The sequence below is a fragment of the Pseudomonas batumici genome (assembly GCF_000820515.1).
Classification (GTDB): domain Bacteria; phylum Pseudomonadota; class Gammaproteobacteria; order Pseudomonadales; family Pseudomonadaceae; genus Aquipseudomonas; species Aquipseudomonas batumici.
Genome location: NZ_JXDG01000007.1, coordinates 17,985 through 33,611 on the forward strand (window position 1 = coordinate 17,985; position 15,627 = coordinate 33,611).

The window sequence follows — 15,627 nt, forward strand, 5'->3', positions numbered from 1 at the left end:
GCTCTTTATCAAGACCCTGTGCGGCGCAACGGCGTGGTCCAGCGCTCCGACAGAATCACCCCGCCGAGGGTCAGCGTCCCGCCCAGCAGGTGATACAGCGCCAACTCTTCATGCAGGACCACGGCGGCGATCAACGCGGTGATCAGTGGCAACAGGTTGAAAAACAGGGTGGTACGGCTCGGTCCGAGTGTCGCCACCGATCGCATCCACGCCAGCGGGGCCAGCATCGAGGCCAGCAGGCAGGCATACAGCACCAGCCCGACGTTGTGCAGGTTCGGCCCGACCTTCGGCGACAGCCAGAACAGCGGGAACAGCACCACCACCGCCACCAGCACCTGCAGGTACAGCAAGACCAGCGGTGGCAGGCGCAGTTGCCATTTCTTCAGCAAGGTACTGTAGATCGCATAGGCCAGGGTGGCGATCAGCATCATCGCGTCGCCCAGGTTCACGCCATGGGTCAGTAGCGTCGCGAGGCTGCCGGACGACACCACCACCAGCACCCCGGCAAACGACAGCAGCGCCCCGACCAGCGCGCCGGCCGTCAGGCGTTGGCCGAGGCTGAGGATGGCCAGGGCCAACGACATCAATGGCATCAACGACAGGATGATGCCCATGTTGGTGGCCGAGGTCAGGGTCGCGGCGAAGTACGCCAGGCTCTGGTAGACCGCCATGCCGAGCACCCCGAGCACGAAGATCCGGCCCAGGTTCGGGCGGATCTGGCTCCAATGGGCAATTACCGGCTTGAGCATGAACGGGGTGAACAGCAGGCCGGCCAGCAACCAGCGGTAGAAGCCGATTTCCGCCGGGAAGATCGCGCCGACCGCCATCTTGTTGATCACGGTATTGCCGGCCCAGATAAAGATCGCCAGCAGGGGGAAAGCGTATTGCATGGGGGGTGTAGCCCGAATCGTCAATGAGCGGGGATTATCCTTGTGCCGGGATGAAACCTCTACCTCGATCCTGTCAATCGTGCAGGAGCAGTACCGGTGGCCGGCGCGTAGGGCCTGGCTGGGCGCTGCTGGATGTGTAACTGCGTTTGTCTACACTGAAGGCATGCCGTGCCCTTCGGTGCGGTAACAAGGAGAAAACTCCATGAAGATGCTCCGTATCCCATTGTTGTTGATCGGCTTGTTACTTTGCTCACAGGGTTTTGCCGCGACGGCTCAGCAAAACAAGATGGCCACCTGTAACGCGGATGCCAAGACCCAGAACCTCACTGGCGACAAGCGCCAGGCCTTTATGAGCAATTGCCTGAAAGCCGCGCCTGCGGCCACATCGGCCATGCCCGCCGCCACGCCTGCGGCTACACCGGCCACCACGCCAGCCGCCATGCCGGCCACACCGGCGACCAAGCCGGCGACCGCGGCCGTGCCGGCCAAGGTGCTGACGCCGCAGCAGCAGAAGATGAAGGACTGCAATGCCGCCGCCAAGATCCAGGCGCCCAAGGGCGATGCGCACAAAGCCTTCATGAGCAATTGCCTGAAGAAGAAGTAGCGTCGAACCGCTGTCCTTCTGACGCTTGCCGCTGGTCCTCCCTGGAGAAGGCTGGCAGACTGCCTGTCTTTTAATGCCGTTCTTTTTGAGGCTGTATGTCAGCGTTTCCCCAGCGTTATGTCGTCCTGGCCAGTTTGATCCTTGTTTTCGGTGGGTTGCTGCTGGCATTGCCGTTGCGCCTGCTCCCCAGCCTGTTGGCCGGCTTACTGGTGTTCGAGCTGGTCAACATGCTCACGCCCAAGCTCGAGCACCTGATTTCCGGGCGGCGTGCGCGCTGGTTGGCGGTGGCGTTGCTGGGCACCTTGATCGTCAGCGTGCTGAGCCTGATCTTTGCCGGGGCCATCAGCTTTCTGCTGCACGAAGCGGAAAACCCCGGCGCGTCCCTCGACAAGTTCATGGTGGTGGTGGACAAGGCGCGTGGCCAGTTGCCGCCGTTCATCGACGCTTATCTGCCGGCCAGTGCGGCCGAGTTCCAGGTCGCTATCGGCGAGTGGCTGAGCAAGCACCTGAGTGAACTGCAACTGGTGGGCAAGGACGCGGCGCATATGTTCGTGACCCTGCTGATCGGCATGGTGCTGGGGGCGATCGTGGCCTTGCAGCATGTGTCGGACATCAGCCAGCGCAAACCCCTGGCGGCGGCGCTGTTCGAGCGTTTGCGGCTGCTGGTGCAGGCGTTTCGCAATATCGTCTTCGCGCAGATCAAGATCTCGGCGCTCAACACCGCGTTCACCGCGGTTTTCCTGGCGGTGGTCCTGCCACTGTGCGGGATCAAGCTGCCGCTGACCAAGACCCTGATCGTGCTGACCTTCCTGCTCGGGCTGTTGCCGGTGATCGGCAACCTGATGTCCAACACCCTGATCACCATCGTCGGCCTGTCGCTGTCGGTCTGGGTCGCGGCGGCGGCGTTGGGCTACCTGATGTTTATCCACAAGCTGGAATACTTTCTCAACGCGCGGATCGTCGGCGGTCAGATCAGTGCCAAGTCCTGGGAGCTGCTCATGGCCATGCTGGTGTGCGAGGCTGCGTTCGGCCTGCCGGGGGTGGTGGCGGGGCCGATCTACTATGCGTACATCAAGAGCGAGTTGAAGCTGGCGCAGCTGGTCTGACCCCAGCATTAAAAACGCCGCCAAACCTTGTAGGAGCTGTCGAGCCTTGGCGAGGCTGCGATGACGGTAGTCCAGTCAATATTGATGTTGCCTGACCGACCGCGATCGCCGCCTCGCCAAGGCTCGACAGCTCCTACAATAACCGCGTGTTCAATCGAGTTTCAGCCGTAGCGCTTCTTCGCCTCGATCGCCAGGCCGCTGCCGATGCTGCCGAAGATGTTGCCTTCCACATGCCGGGCGTTGGGCAACATCGCCGCCACGCTCTGGCGCAGTGCCGGAATGGCGCTGGAACCGCCGGTGAAGAACACCGTGTCGACCTGCCCGACACCCACGCCGGCATCGCCGAGCAACTGGGTGACGCTGTTGCGGATACGCTCCAGCAGGTTGTCGATGGCCGACTCGAACAATCCCCGGCTCAACGCCACGCTCAAGCCCTGTTCGATGCGGTCCATCGGCACGTGGCGCTGTTCGGCATGGGTCAGCTGGATCTTGGTTTCCTCGACTTCCATCGCCAGCCAGTGCCCGGCGCGCTGTTCGATCAGCTTGAACAGGCGATCGATGCCCCCTGTGTCCTCGATGTCGTAGCGCATGCTGCCCAGGGCCAGCTGGGATTTCTGCGAGTACACCGAGTTGATGGTGTGCCAGGTCGCCAGGTTCATGTGATGGCTGGTGGGCATATAGGCACCGCTCTTCATCCGGCTGCCGTAGCCGAACAGTGGCATCACGCCTTGCAGGCTCAGTTGCTTGTCGAAGTCGGTTCCGCCGATGTGGACACCGCCGGTGGCGAGGATATCCTCATGGCGGTTGTCCAGGCCCCGGCGCTCGGGCGACAGGCGCACCAGGGAGAAGTCCGAGGTGCCGCCGCCGATGTCGACGATCAGCACCAGCTCTTCACGGTCCAGGGTCGACTCGTAGTCGAAGGCCGCCGCGATGGGTTCGTACTGGAAGGACACGTCCTTGAAACCGAGCTTCTTCGCGACTTCCGCCAGGGTGTCTTCGGCTTCCTGGTCGGCGGCCGGGTCTTCGTCGACGAAGAACACCGGACGGCCCAGCACCACCTGCTCGAACTCGCGGCCGGCAGTAGCTTCGGCGCGCTGCTTCAACTGGCCGATAAACAGCCCCAGCAGGTCCTTGAACGGCATGGCCGTGCCCAGCACGCTGGTGTCGTGCTTGATCAGCTTGGAGCCCAGCAGGCTCTTGAGCGAGCGCATCAACCGGCCTTCGTAGCCTTCCAGGTACTCGTGCAGGGCCAGTCGGCCGTAGACCGGGCGGCGTTCCTCGATATTGAAGAAGACCACCGAGGGCAGGGTGATCTTGTCGTCTTCCAGCGCGATCAGCGTTTCCATGCCGGGGCGCAGCCAGCCGACGGTGGAGTTGGACGTGCCGAAGTCGATACCGCAGGCACGGGCCGGAGAGGCGTTGTTCATGGTGTTCGGGTTCCGGTTGAAAAAACGGCCGCGCAGTGTATGCCAGTCGCGCCCGGATTCGAAGGCCGGTGATCCGTTAAATGGCGGTTCTTGCGCGGTCTTGCCCTTGAAAGGCCAGCATTCGCCCCCAACCTTGCAGTTAATGGTTCGGCCCGCGCCTGTCGATGACAAGAAATCGCCGCGACGGCCGATATATTCCGCTACGCCCCTGAGTCACAGCCTTGAGCTCGGTCAATCCTTGTCGCGCCGATGCGCGCAGGCTGTGTCTTGCCGAGCGGCGCGATATCGATAACGGATGGTGATCCTTAGATGGACTTCAAAGATTATTACAAGATCCTGGGCGTGGAGCCGACGGCGGACGACAAGGCCATCAAGGCCGCGTACCGCAAGCTGGCGCGCAAGTACCACCCGGATGTCAGCAAGGAAAAGGACGCCGAGGCGAAATTCAAGGATGCCTCCGAAGCCTATGAGGCGCTGAGAAGCGCCGACAAGCGCGCCGAATACGACGACCTGCGCCGATACGGCCAGCACGGCCAGCCGTTCCAGGGCCCGCCGGGTTGGCAGGGGCGCGGCGGTTTTGGCGGTGGCGCGGACACGGGCGACTTCTCGGACTTCTTCAGTTCGATCTTCGGCTCGCGCGGTGCCGGTTTCGGGGGTGGCCAAGCGGGTCGCAGCGCCGGTCGGCGAGGGCAGGACGTGGAACTGGAACTGCCGATCTTCCTGGAAGAAAGCCTCTCGAACGAGTCGAAGAAGGTCAGCTTCCACATCCCGCAGCACAATGCGGCCGGCAAGCATGTCAGCAACACCAGCAAGAGCCTGAACGTGAAGATTCCGGCCGGTGTCACCGACGGCGAGCGTATCCGTCTCAAGGGCCAGGGCGCGCCGGGTATCGGCGGCGGGGCCAATGGCGACCTGTACCTGACGATTCGCTTCGCGCCTCACCCCAGGTTCGAGGTCGAAGGCGAGAACCTGATCATCACCCTGCCGCTGGCCCCCTGGGAGCTGGCGTTGGGGGCCGAGGTCGCGGTGCCGACCCTGACGGGCAAGATCAACCTCAAGGTCCCGGCGGGCAGCCAGAACGGCCAGCGCATGCGGGCCAAGGGCCACGGCCTGTTGAACAAGGCCGGGCAGCGCGGTTATCTGTTCGTGCAACTCAAGGCGGTGATGCCGCGGCAGAACGACGATGCCGTCAAGGCGTTGTGGCAGGAACTGGCGAAAAAGGCCGCCTTCGACCCGAGAGAGCACTGGGGTAGCTGATACCTGTTGGAGGAGGTGCAGCATCTGCGGGCGGAGAGCCAGATGCTGCGCCAGTGCCTGGGGTGCTTTGTCCTCGATTGAATGGCCGCCTGCGGCGGATCGCCAGCAAGCTGGCTCCTACAAGGGGCGCCCGGGTTCAGAACAGAAAGTAGCGTTGCGCCATCGGCAACACGTCCGCCGGCTCGCACCACAGCAGCACGCCATCGGCCTTGACCTGGTAGGTCTGCGGATCGACGTCGATGTGCGGCAGGTAGTCGTTGTGGATCAGGTCGGTTTTCTGCACGTCGCGGCAGCCCTTCACCACGGCGATCCTTTTCTTCAGGCCCAGGCTCTGGGGGACCCCCGCGTCCTGCGCGGCCTGGCTGATAAAGGTCAGGCTGGTGGCGTGCAATGAGCCGCCGTAGCTGGCGAACATCGGCCGGTAATGCACCGGCTGCGGGGTCGGGATCGAGGCGTTGGCATCGCCCATCAGGCTCGCGGCAATTGCCCCGCCCTTGAGGATCAGCGTCGGTTTCACGCCGAAGAACGCCGGGCGCCAGAGCACCAGGTCGGCCCATTTGCCCACTTCGATCGAGCCCACTTCATGGCTGATGCCGTGGGTGATCGCCGGGTTGATGGTGTATTTGGCGATGTAGCGCTTGACCCGGAAGTTGCTGTTGCCGTCACCGTCGCCCGGCAGCGGGCCGCGTTGTCGCTTCATCTTGTCGGCGGTCTGCCAGGTGCGCGTGATGACTTCACCGACCCGGCCCATGGCCTGGCTGTCGGAACTGATCATCGAGAACGCACCGAGGTCGTGGAGGATGTCCTCGGCGGCGATGGTTTCCCGGCGGATGCGGCTTTCGGCAAAGGCCACGTCCTCGGCGATGCTTGGATCGAGGTGATGGCAGACCATCAGCATGTCCAGGTGCTCGTCGATGGTGTTGCGGGTGAACGGCCGGGTCGGGTTGGTGGAACTGGGCAGCACGTTGGCGAAGCCGCAGGCCTTGATGATGTCCGGCGCATGGCCGCCACCCGCGCCTTCGGTGTGATAGGTGTGGATGGTGCGGCCCTTGAACGCGCCGAGGGTGGTCTCGACGAAGCCGGATTCGTTGAGGGTGTCGGTGTGGATCGCCACCTGCACGTCGTACTGGTCGGCCACGCTCAGGCAGTTGTCGATTGCGGCGGGGGTGGTGCCCCAGTCTTCATGCAGCTTGAGGCCAATGGCACCGGCCTCGACCTGCTCGATCAGCGGCTGCGGCAGGCTGGCGTTGCCCTTGCCGGTGAAGCCGATGTTCATCGGGAAGGCGTCGGCGGCCTGGAGCATGCGCGCCAGGTGCCAGGGCCCGGAGGTGCAGGTGGTGGCGTTGGTGCCGGTGGCCGGGCCCGTGCCGCCACCGATCATGGTGGTGACGCCGCTCATCAGCGCTTCTTCGATCTGCTGCGGGCAGATGAAGTGGATATGGGTGTCGATGCCGCCGGCGGTGAGGATCATGCCCTCGCCGGCGATGACTTCGGTGCTGGCGCCGATGGCGATGCTCACGTCGGGCTGGATGTCCGGGTTGCCGGCCTTGCCGATGGCGGCGATGCGACCGTCCTTGAGGCCGACGTCGGCCTTGACGATACCCCAGTGGTCGATGATCAGGGCGTTGGTGATCAGGGTGTCGACGACTTCGGCGGCCAGCAGTTGGCCCTGGCCCATGCCATCACGGATCACCTTGCCGCCGCCGAATTTCACTTCTTCGCCGTAGGTGGTGAAGTCCTTTTCCACTTCGATCCACAGTTCGGTATCGGCCAGGCGCACCTTGTCGCCGACGGTGGGGCCGAACATGTCGGCGTAGGCTTGTCTGGAAATCTTCATCGTGGATCCTTGGAAGGGTGAGCCTTCATCCGGGCGTCAGGCGTACCGGCGATGGCGAATTTGAGTCCGTCTTCGCTGGCAAGCCAGGCTCCTACAGGTCTGTGGCGGTACACAGAATCTGTGTTCGACGCTGAACTGTAGGAGCCGGCTTGCTGGCGATGGCGTCGGTGCAGGCAACCGCTCAATCAAGGTCGCCCATGACCCGCCCGGCAAACCCGAACACCCGGCGCAATCCCGCCAGTTCCACCAGCTCGACGTCCCGGCTCTGCCCCGGCTCGAAGCGCACGGCGGTACCGGCGGGGATATTCAGGCGCATGCCGCGGCTGGCGGCGCGATCGAAGGTGAGCGCGTCGTTGGTCTCGAAAAAGTGATAGTGCGAGCCGACCTGGATCGGTCGGTCGCCGCTGTTCGCCACATTCAGGCTGAGGGTGCGGCGACCGGCATTGAGCTCGATGTCGCCGGGCTGGATCTGATATTCGCCAGGAATCATTCGGGTTGTCCCAGGGTCTTGTAGTAAATGGCGGTGGCCTTGTAGCGACCGTCCGGTGTGGCGCAGTAGTTCGGCAGTTCGCCGACCCGGGTGTAGCCCAGGGCGCTGTAGAAGGCTTCGGCTTCGGAACCGACCTCGGTGTCGAGGTGCAACAGGCCGCGCTTGTGCTGGCGCGCCGTCTGTTCCAGGGCCTCGATCAGTTGCTGGCCGAGACCGCGATGCCGGGCCTCGCTGTACACCAGCAGCTTTTGCACTTCGGCGCGGTTCAGGCCGTTGGGCTTCTGGCACAGGCTCAGTTGCACGCTGGCCAGTACCTGTTCGTCGCGGACCACCACCCACAGCAGCAGGCTGCCGTCCTGCAGCGCCGCTTGCACCGTGTCGAAGTAGTCCCGGGCCTGGGCGGCATCGAGGTCGGCCAGGAAACCCACGCTGGCGCCGTGCCGAACGGCGTCAAGCAGCAAATCGATCAAACCCTGGCGGTAGTGCGCAAAGCTTTCGGTATTCACACGACGCAATTGGGCGGCGTTCATGGTGGCTTACTCCTGGTTGACGGCGGGCGGCAGGGCGCCTGGATTCAAGGTCAGTTGCATGAAGGTCAGGTCCAGCCAGCGGCCGAACTTCACGCCCACCTGGGGCATCTGTCCGGTGATGACAAAGCCCTGGCGTTCATGCAGGCGAATGGACGCGCTGTTGCCACTTTCGATGGCGGCGACCATTACATGTTTGTCACAGCCCCGGGCGCGCTCGATCAGGGCCGCCATCAGGCGCGGGCCCAGGCCGTTGCCGCGCTGGTCGCTGCGTACGTACACCGAGTGTTCGACGGTGTGGCGGAAGCCCTCGAAGGGGCGCCAGTCGCCGAAGGAGGCATAACCGAGCACGCTGTCGCTGCTGTCGACGATCACCAGGATCGGGTAGCCCTGGCCTTGCCGGGCGCTGAACCAGGCCTGGCGGTTGCCCAGGTCCACCGGTTGTTCGTTCCAGATGGCGGTGGTGTTGAGTACCGCGTCGTTGTAGATGTCACGGATCGCCGGCAGGTCGGCGTGGGCGGCATCACGGATAACGTAGGACATGCTCGGCCTCAGGCGATGGGTTGGTGGACGGTGACCAGCTTGGTGCCATCGGGGAAGGTGGCTTCAACCTGGATCTCCGGGATCATTTCCGGGATGCCTTCCATCACTTGTTCGCGGCTGAGCAGCGTGGTGCCGTAGTGCATCAGCTCGGCCACGCTCTGGCCGTCGCGGGCACCTTCCAGCAGGGCCGCCGAGATGTAGGCCATGGCTTCCGGATAGTTGAGTTTCACCCCGCGGGCCAGGCGCCGTTCGGCCACCAGACCAGCGGTGAAAATCAGCAGTTTGTCTTTTTCGCGGGGTGTCAGGTCCATGGTTCGGAGTCCGTTGGCAGGCAGTCAAAGAGGTGCGGCATATTCATGTGTTCCAGATCCTCGGTGGCACCGCGTCGCGCCCCAGCAGGGCCGGGCGCAACAGCCGCCACAGCTCGATCAGCCAGGCGCGGGCGTGCAAGGCCTCTCCGGCCAGGCAGCGCGCCACCAGCAGGTTGGGCAGTTGTGTCAGGTCGCCGCGCACCCGCGCCGGCACTGAGCGGCAGCGTTCCAGCAGTTCGCTGTCGATCTCGCCGGTGACCAGCAGGGTGGCGAAGACCGGTTGGCCGTCGAGGCCGATGGGCGAATCCAGCAGGCCGTCGCCGCCCCGGATGCGTTGGCGTTCGTGCCAGAACAGCTGACCGTCGCGGCGGATGTCCAGCTGCGAGTGGAAATGCCCGCGATCGAAACGCTCGCCACTGGCGGGGCGCCCGAGGGCGACCATGTCCCAGTAGAACAGCCGGGCGTCGCCCTCCAGATCGATGGTAGTACGGAGTTCGGCCTGGGCCGCGCTGAACACGATGGTTTCCTGGGGCAGCCATTCCAGGGTCGCTCCGGCGGCGACCTTCAGGTCCAGGGTCTGGTAGGCCGGTCCGGTGGCGCGATACCACTTGGCGGCCCCGGGGCTGGTCAGTTGCGCCCAGGCAGCGGGTTCGACCCGGGCGCTGATGGCCAGCCGGTCACCCCCGGCAATGCCGCCCGGTGGGTGGACGATGATGTGCTGGCAGACTTCGGGGCCTTCGGCGTACAGGTGTTTCTGCACCCGCAACGGCCCCAGGTGTCGCCGCGTGACCGGGCGCGTGCAATCGCCGAAGCGGGCGTAGCCGAGTTCCAGCTCGGCATGCCAACTGGGGGTGAACAGGGCGTTGGTGGCAGGTAAATTCATGGTTTCTAATTATCGTCCGGACGTTACAGGTTAGATCGTAACCAGTCCGCGCACACCTTCGGCTTCCATATTTTCTCCACGGCCTTGCTGGACGATCTCGCCCCGGGACATCACCAGGTACTGATCGGCCAGCTCGGCGGCGAAATCGTAGAACTGCTCCACCAGCAGGATCGCCATGTCGCCCCGGGCGGCGAGTTTCTTGATCACCGCGCCGATCTCCTTGATCACCGACGGCTGGATGCCTTCGGTGGGTTCATCGAGGATCAGCAGGCGTGGGCGACTGGCCAGGGCCCGGCCGATGGCGAGCTGTTGCTGCTGGCCGCCGGAGAGGTCGCCGCCGCGGCGTTGTTTCATCTGCAGCAGGACCGGGAACAGTTCGTAGATGAAGGCCGGGACTTCCCGGGCTTCGGCGGCGGGGAAGCGCGACAGGCCCATCAGCAGGTTTTCCTCCACGCTGAGGCGGCCGAAGATTTCCCGACCCTGGGGGACGTAGGCAATGCCGGCGTGGACCCGTTGGTGCGGCTTGAAATGGGTGATGGCCTTGCCTTCCCATTGCACCGCCCCTTCCTTGGCGGGCAGCAGGCCCATCAGGCACTTGAGCAGGGTGGTCTTGCCCACGCCGTTGCGCCCCAGCAGGCAGGTGACTTCGCCGACTTTCACGTCAAAGGACAGCCCCCGCAGGATGTGGCTGCCGCCGTAGTATTGGTGCAGTTTTTCGACTTGCAGCATGGTTGTGTTCCTGAATATGGGGTGCCTTCAGCGGCCGAGGTAGACCTCGATCACCCGCTCGTTTTCCTGCACCTGCTCAAGCGACCCTTCGGCTAGCACGCTGCCCTGGTGCAGCACGGTGACATGGTCGGCAATCGCGCCGACAAAGCCCATGTCGTGCTCCACCACCATCAGCGAATGCTTGCCGGCCAGGCTCTTGAACAGCTCGGCGGTGAACTCGGTCTCGGCATCGGTCATGCCCGCCACCGGTTCGTCGAGCAGCAACAGTTGCGGGTCCTGCACCAGCAGCATGCCGATCTCCAGGAACTGCTTCTGGCCGTGGGACAGCAAGCCGGCCGGGCGATTGACCGAGCCGGTCAGGCGAATGGTTTCCAGGACCTGGGCAATCCCGTCTTTCTGCTCGCCGCTCAAACGTGCCCGCAGGCTGGCCCATACCGACTTGTCGGTCTTCTGCGCCAGTTCCAGGTTCTCGAACACCGTCAGTGCCTCGAACACCGTCGGCTTCTGGAACTTGCGGCCGATCCCGGCCTGGGCGATCTGCACTTCGCTCATCGACGACAGGTCCAGGGTTTCGCCGAACCAGGCCTTGCCGTGGCTGGGCCGGGTCTTGCCGGTGATCACGTCCATCAGGGTGGTCTTGCCCGCGCCGTTGGGGCCGATGATGCAGCGCAGTTCGCCGACGCCGATGTACAGGTTCAGGTTGTTCAGGGCCTTGAAGCCGTCGAAGCTGACGCTGATGTCTTCCAGGGTCAGGATGGTGCCGTGGCGGGTGTCCAGGCCGTCGCCCTTGGCCTGGCCGAGGCCGATGGCGTCGCGGCTGCTGCCGGCGTCCCTGTTGGGCTCGAGGATCGGTTCGAGCATGAATTCGGCAGTCGCTGTGACTCTCATTGTTCGCCCCTTTTCTTCAGCAACCCGATCACGCCCTTGGGCAGGTACAGGGTCACGACGATAAACAGTGCGCCGAGGAAGAACAGCCAGTATTCGGGGAAGGCCACGGTGAACCAGCTCTTCATGCCGTTGACCATGCCCGCGCCCAGCAACGGGCCGATCAGGCTGCCGCGTCCGCCCAGGGCCACCCACACGGCGGCCTCGATGGAGTTGGTCGGCGACATTTCGCTGGGGTTGATGATGCCCACCTGCGGCACATACAGCGCCCCGGCCAGGCCGCACAACACGGCGCTCAAGACCCAGACGAACAGTTTGAAACCACGGGGATCGTAGCCGCAGAACATCAGGCGGTTTTCCGCATCGCGCAGCGCCGTCAGCACCCGGCCGAACTTGCTCCGGGCCAGGCGCCAGCCGCTGTAGAGGCTGGCGACCAGCAACACCACGGTGGCGAAGAACAGCACCGCGCGGGTGCCCGGCTCGGTGATGCCGAACCCCAGGATGCTGCGGAAGTTGGTGAAGCCGTTGTTGCCGCCGAAGCCGGTCTCGTTACGGAAGAACAGCAGCATCCCGGCGAAGGTCAGGGCCTGGGTCATGATCGAGAAGTACACGCCCTTGATTCGCGAACGGAAGGCGAAGAAACCGAACACCAGCGCCAGCAGCCCCGGCGCCAGCACCACCAGGCACAGGGCCCAGAGGAAGTGGCTGGTGCCGGTCCAGTACCAGGGCAGTTCGGTCCAGGACAGGAAGGTCATGAACGCCGGCAGTTGGTCGCCGGACGCCTCGCGCATCAGGTACATGCCCATGGCATAGCCGCCGAGGGCGAAGAACAGGCCGTGGCCCAGGGACAGCAGGCCGGCGTAGCCCCACACCAGGTCCAGTGCCAGGGCGACGATGGCGTAGCAGAGGATCTTGCCCACCAGCGTCAGGGTATAGGCCGAGACGTGGAGCAGGTTCCCGGGCGGCAGCAGCGACAGCAGCGGCAAGGCCAGCAGCAGCGCCAGGACGGTTGCGCCGATGGCAAGCGTCAGCCTGGGCCCGGCTTTTTGGGTCGCGGTGAGCATCAGGGGCTGGTTCATCAGTCGATCACCCGTCCTTTCAGTGCGAAGAGTCCTTGCGGGCGTTTCTGGATAAACAGAATGATCAGCGCGAGGATCAGGATCTTGCCCAGGACCGCGCCGATCTGCGGTTCGAGGAGCTTGTTGGCGATGCCCAGGCCGGAGGCCGCCATGACGCTGCCGGCCAACTGGCCAACACCGCCGAGCACCACCACCAGGAAGGAGTCGATGATGTAGCTCTGGCCCAGGTCCGGGCCGACGTTGCCGATCTGGCTCAGGGCGACGCCGCCAAGGCCGGCGATGCCGGAGCCGAGGCCGAAGGCGAGCATGTCCACGCGCCCGGTGGGCACGCCGCAGCAGGCGGCCATGTTGCGGTTCTGGGTGACGGCGCGCACGTTCAGGCCCAGGCGGGTCTTGTTCAGCAGCAGCCAGGTCAGGATCACCACGAACAGGGCGAAGGCGATGATCACCAGGCGGTTGTAGGGCAGGACCAGGTTGGGCAGCACCTGGATACCGCCGGAGAGCCAGGCCGGATTGGCCACCTCGACGTTCTGCGCGCCGAACAGCAGGCGCACCAGCTGGATCAACATCAGGCTGATGCCCCAGGTGGCGAGCAGGGTTTCCAGCGGGCGGCCGTAGAGATGGCGGATGATCGTGCGCTCCAGGGCCATGCCGATCCCGGCGGTGACGAAGAACGCCACCGGCAGGGCCACCAGCGGGTAGAACTCGATGGCCTGCGGCAGGAAACGCTGGAACAGCAGCTGCACGACGTAGGTGGCGTAGGCGCCGAGCATGAGCATTTCGCCGTGGGCCATGTTGATCACCCCGAGCAGGCCGAAGGTGATCGCCAGGCCGAGGGCGGCAAGCAGCAGGATCGAACCCAGGGACAGGCCGCTGAAGGCCTGGCCGAGCCATTCACCGAGCATCAGCCTGCGTTTGACTTGCGCCAGGCTGGTTTCGGCGGCGGTATGCACGCCGGCATCGGTTTCGACACCGGGTTGCAGCAGGCCTTCGAGGCGGGTCCGGGCCAGCGGGTCGCCGCTATCACCGAGCAGGCGTACGGCGGCCAGGCGCACGGCCGGGTCGCTGTCGACCAATTGCAGATTGGCCAGGGCCAGGCTGAGCGCGGCGTGGACATCGGCGTTGGTTTCGCCGGCCAGTTGCTGGTCGAGGAATTTCAGTTGCGCCGGCTTGGCGCTTTTTTGCAGTTGCTGGGCGGCGGCCAGGCGCACCTTGGCGTCGGCGGCGAGCAGTTGCTGGGCGGCGACGGCGGTGTCGATCAGGCCGCGCAGGCGGTTGTTCAGGCGCAGGGTCCTGGTTTCGCCGTTGAGCGTCAGTTGGCCGCTGTGCAGGGCATCGATCAGCTCGATGCGCGCCGGCTCCGGGTGCGCGGCCCAGGCTTCCAGCAGGGCGGCCTGCTGGTTGGGGTTGGCGGCGACGAAGTCTTCGGCCTCGCCGGCCTGGGCGGCCATCGGCCACAGCAGCGTGAGGGCGAAGGTGAAGAAAAGACGGTAGAGGGCAGTGGGCATATCATTGGCCTTGCATAAGACACTGTGGGAGCCGGATTGCTGGCGATAGCGGCCGATCAGGCAATGCAAGACTCACTGGCCTCAATCGCCAGCAAGCCGGCTCCTACAGGGGGATTGGGTCAGCCCGCAACTACCTGCCGGGCTCGACCTTCAGCGGCTGTTCAGTTGCCCTTCACCGCATAATCCGGCTTCTTGTCGTTACCCGGGATGAACGGGCTCCACGGCTGGGCCCGGATCGGTCCCTCGGTCTGCCAGACCACGTTGAACTGACCGTCCGGCTGGATCTCGCCGATCATCACCGGCTTGTGCAGGTGGTGGTTGGTCTTGTCCATGGTCAGGGTGTAGCCCGACGGCGCGGCGAAGGTCTGGCCGGCCAGGGCCTCACGGACCTTGTCGACCTCGGTGGACTTGGCCTTCTCCGCCGCCTGGGCCCACATGTGGATGCCGACGTAGGTGGCCTCCATCGGGTCGTTGGTCACCGCCTTGTCGGCACCCGGCAGGTTTTTCTTCTTGGCGTAGGCCTTCCAGTCGGCGACGAATTTCTGGTTCACCGGGTTGCTCACCGACTCGAAGTAGTTCCACGCCGCCAGGTTGCCCACCAGCGGCTTGGTGTCGATGCCGCGCAGCTCCTCCTCGCCCACCGAGAAGGCCACCACCGGTACGTCGGTGGCTTTCAGGCCCTGGTTCGCCAGTTCCTTGTAGAAGGGCACGTTGGAGTCGCCGTTGACGGTGGAAATGACCGCGGTCTTGCCACCAGCGGAGAATTTCTTGATGTTGGCGACGATGGTCTGGTAATCGGCGTGGCCGAACGGGGTGTAGACCTCTTCGATATCCTTGTCCGCCACACCCTTGGAGTGCAGGAACGAGCGCAGGATCTTGTTGGTGGTGCGCGGGTAGACGTAGTCGGTGCCCAGCAGGAAGAAACGCTTGGCGCCGCCGCCGTCTTCGCTCATCAGGTATTCCACCGCCGGGATTGCCTGCTGGTTCGGCGCGGCGCCGGTGTAGAACACGTTCGGCGACATCTCTTCGCCTTCATACTGCACCGGGTAGAACAGCAGGCCGTTGAGTTCCTCGAACACCGGCAGCACCGACTTGCGCGACACCGAGGTCCAGCAACCGAACACCACCGCGACCTTGTCCTGGGTCAGCAACTGCCGGCTCTTTTCGGCGAACAGCGGCCAGTTGGACGCCGGGTCGACCACCACCGGTTCGAGCATCTTGCCGTTGACCCCGCCCTTGGCGTTGATCTCGTCGATGGTCATCAGCGCCATGTCCTTGAGCGAGGTCTCGGAGATTGCCATGGTGCCGGACAGCGAGTGCAGGATGCCGACCTTGATGGTCTCGGCCGCCTGGACAGTCCAGGTCATGCCCATGGCGGCGATCGATGCCGAGAGTGTGAAAGCCTTGAGCAAGCTGCGACGCTTCATTGTGCAATCTCCATGAACTCAACGTTGTTATGGGGCAGGTCGAGAGGGTGATTGCAAGCGGTGTGCCTAGTCGGCTGAAGGCAGCAAAACGTCGCTTTTTAGCGGAGGGCGGGGAGGCAGGCGC

Annotated in this window: 16 protein-coding genes; 3 read left to right on the forward strand and 13 right to left on the reverse strand. The window is 64.4% G+C overall.

All coding sequences use genetic code 11. From position 1 onward, the window contains the following. Positions 1-8 precede the first annotated feature (8 nt). Entirely contained in the window at positions 9-890 is an 882-nt protein-coding gene (locus UCMB321_RS03580) for a DMT family transporter (protein WP_040063925.1), read from the reverse strand. Between the two features lie 202 nt (positions 891-1,092). Between UCMB321_RS03580 and UCMB321_RS03585 the strand changes: the two genes are divergently transcribed. Then, the gene (locus UCMB321_RS03585; RefSeq protein ID WP_040063926.1) at positions 1,093-1,494 is read left to right on the forward strand and encodes a PsiF family protein; all 402 of its coding nucleotides are present in this window, start codon (positions 1,093-1,095) and stop codon (positions 1,492-1,494) included. 95 nt (positions 1,495-1,589) lie between these two features. Then, a complete protein-coding gene (locus tag UCMB321_RS03590) occupies positions 1,590-2,600 on the forward strand; it encodes an AI-2E family transporter (protein ID WP_040063928.1) in 1,011 nt (336 codons plus the stop codon). 161 nt (positions 2,601-2,761) lie between these two features. Here the strand turns inward: UCMB321_RS03590 and UCMB321_RS03595 are convergent, their stop codons facing one another. Then, positions 2,762-4,027, reverse strand: a complete 1,266-nt coding sequence (locus UCMB321_RS03595) for an Hsp70 family protein (protein ID WP_040063930.1) — start codon at positions 4,025-4,027, stop codon at positions 2,762-2,764. 309 nt (positions 4,028-4,336) lie between these two features. On the opposite strand from UCMB321_RS03595, the gene UCMB321_RS03600 reads away from it, so the two are divergent. Further along, positions 4,337-5,284, forward strand: coding sequence for a DnaJ C-terminal domain-containing protein (locus tag UCMB321_RS03600; protein ID WP_040063932.1), 948 nt, complete (start codon positions 4,337-4,339; stop codon positions 5,282-5,284). A gap of 136 nt (positions 5,285-5,420) precedes the next feature. Here the strand turns inward: UCMB321_RS03600 and ureC are convergent, their stop codons facing one another. The 11 genes from ureC to urtA form a co-directional block, all read right to left on the reverse strand. After that, positions 5,421-7,121: an urease subunit alpha gene (gene ureC, locus UCMB321_RS03605; RefSeq protein ID WP_040063935.1), complete on the reverse strand. Its 1,701-nt coding sequence runs from the start codon at positions 7,119-7,121 to the stop codon at positions 5,421-5,423. 181 nt (positions 7,122-7,302) lie between these two features. After that, a complete protein-coding gene (locus UCMB321_RS03610; RefSeq protein ID WP_040063937.1) occupies positions 7,303-7,611 on the reverse strand; it encodes an urease subunit beta in 309 nt (102 codons plus the stop codon). Beyond that, entirely contained in the window at positions 7,608-8,141 is a 534-nt protein-coding gene (locus UCMB321_RS03615; RefSeq protein WP_040063939.1) for a GNAT family N-acetyltransferase, read from the reverse strand. Before UCMB321_RS03615 ends, UCMB321_RS03610 begins: the two co-directional genes overlap by 4 nt. 6 nt (positions 8,142-8,147) lie before the next feature. After that, positions 8,148-8,681, reverse strand: a complete 534-nt coding sequence (locus UCMB321_RS03620; protein ID WP_040063940.1) for a GNAT family N-acetyltransferase — start codon at positions 8,679-8,681, stop codon at positions 8,148-8,150. Positions 8,682-8,689: 8 nt separating this feature from the next. After that, the gene (gene ureA / locus UCMB321_RS03625; protein WP_040063941.1) at positions 8,690-8,992 is read right to left on the reverse strand and encodes an urease subunit gamma; all 303 of its coding nucleotides are present in this window, start codon (positions 8,990-8,992) and stop codon (positions 8,690-8,692) included. A gap of 43 nt (positions 8,993-9,035) precedes the next feature. After that, positions 9,036-9,875, reverse strand: coding sequence for an urease accessory protein UreD (locus tag UCMB321_RS03630; protein ID WP_040063942.1), 840 nt, complete (start codon positions 9,873-9,875; stop codon positions 9,036-9,038). 30 nt (positions 9,876-9,905) lie between these two features. After that, complete coding sequence (urtE, locus tag UCMB321_RS03635; RefSeq protein WP_040063943.1) at positions 9,906-10,604, reverse strand: urea ABC transporter ATP-binding subunit UrtE; 699 nt, start codon at positions 10,602-10,604, stop codon at positions 9,906-9,908. Between the two features lie 27 nt (positions 10,605-10,631). Further along, entirely contained in the window at positions 10,632-11,492 is an 861-nt protein-coding gene (urtD, locus tag UCMB321_RS03640) for an urea ABC transporter ATP-binding protein UrtD (protein ID WP_040063944.1), read from the reverse strand. After that, positions 11,489-12,568, reverse strand: a complete 1,080-nt coding sequence (gene urtC, locus UCMB321_RS03645; RefSeq protein WP_040063945.1) for an urea ABC transporter permease subunit UrtC — start codon at positions 12,566-12,568, stop codon at positions 11,489-11,491. Before urtC ends, urtD begins: the two co-directional genes overlap by 4 nt. Continuing rightward, positions 12,568-14,076: an urea ABC transporter permease subunit UrtB gene (gene urtB / locus UCMB321_RS03650; protein ID WP_040064041.1), complete on the reverse strand. Its 1,509-nt coding sequence runs from the start codon at positions 14,074-14,076 to the stop codon at positions 12,568-12,570. The genes urtC and urtB overlap by 1 nt, the downstream gene beginning before the upstream one ends. Positions 14,077-14,237: 161 nt before the next feature. Next, the gene (gene urtA / locus UCMB321_RS03655) at positions 14,238-15,503 is read right to left on the reverse strand and encodes an urea ABC transporter substrate-binding protein (protein ID WP_040063946.1); all 1,266 of its coding nucleotides are present in this window, start codon (positions 15,501-15,503) and stop codon (positions 14,238-14,240) included. Between the last annotated feature and the right edge of the window lie 124 nt (positions 15,504-15,627).

What these genes read in the sequence shown, in the direction of transcription:
- UCMB321_RS03580 (WP_040063925.1), bottom strand. Translation starts at nt 890, where the DNA reads ATGCAATACGCTTTCCCCCTGCTGGCGATCTTTATCTGGGCCGGCAAT.
- UCMB321_RS03585 (WP_040063926.1), top strand. Translation starts at nt 1,093, where the DNA reads ATGAAGATGCTCCGTATCCCATTGTTGTTGATCGGCTTGTTACTTTGC.
- UCMB321_RS03590 (WP_040063928.1), top strand. Translation starts at nt 1,590, where the DNA reads ATGTCAGCGTTTCCCCAGCGTTATGTCGTCCTGGCCAGTTTGATCCTT.
- UCMB321_RS03595 (WP_040063930.1), bottom strand. Translation starts at nt 4,027, where the DNA reads ATGAACAACGCCTCTCCGGCCCGTGCCTGCGGTATCGACTTCGGCACG.
- UCMB321_RS03600 (WP_040063932.1), top strand. Translation starts at nt 4,337, where the DNA reads ATGGACTTCAAAGATTATTACAAGATCCTGGGCGTGGAGCCGACGGCG.
- ureC (WP_040063935.1), bottom strand. Translation starts at nt 7,121, where the DNA reads ATGAAGATTTCCAGACAAGCCTACGCCGACATGTTCGGCCCCACCGTC.
- UCMB321_RS03610 (WP_040063937.1), bottom strand. Translation starts at nt 7,611, where the DNA reads ATGATTCCTGGCGAATATCAGATCCAGCCCGGCGACATCGAGCTCAAT.
- UCMB321_RS03615 (WP_040063939.1), bottom strand. Translation starts at nt 8,141, where the DNA reads ATGAACGCCGCCCAATTGCGTCGTGTGAATACCGAAAGCTTTGCGCAC.
- UCMB321_RS03620 (WP_040063940.1), bottom strand. Translation starts at nt 8,681, where the DNA reads ATGTCCTACGTTATCCGTGATGCCGCCCACGCCGACCTGCCGGCGATC.
- ureA (WP_040063941.1), bottom strand. Translation starts at nt 8,992, where the DNA reads ATGGACCTGACACCCCGCGAAAAAGACAAACTGCTGATTTTCACCGCT.
- UCMB321_RS03630 (WP_040063942.1), bottom strand. Translation starts at nt 9,875, where the DNA reads ATGAATTTACCTGCCACCAACGCCCTGTTCACCCCCAGTTGGCATGCC.
- urtE (WP_040063943.1), bottom strand. Translation starts at nt 10,604, where the DNA reads ATGCTGCAAGTCGAAAAACTGCACCAATACTACGGCGGCAGCCACATC.
- urtD (WP_040063944.1), bottom strand. Translation starts at nt 11,492, where the DNA reads ATGAGAGTCACAGCGACTGCCGAATTCATGCTCGAACCGATCCTCGAG.
- urtC (WP_040063945.1), bottom strand. Translation starts at nt 12,568, where the DNA reads ATGAACCAGCCCCTGATGCTCACCGCGACCCAAAAAGCCGGGCCCAGG.
- urtB (WP_040064041.1), bottom strand. Translation starts at nt 14,076, where the DNA reads ATGCCCACTGCCCTCTACCGTCTTTTCTTCACCTTCGCCCTCACGCTG.
- urtA (WP_040063946.1), bottom strand. Translation starts at nt 15,503, where the DNA reads ATGAAGCGTCGCAGCTTGCTCAAGGCTTTCACACTCTCGGCATCGATC.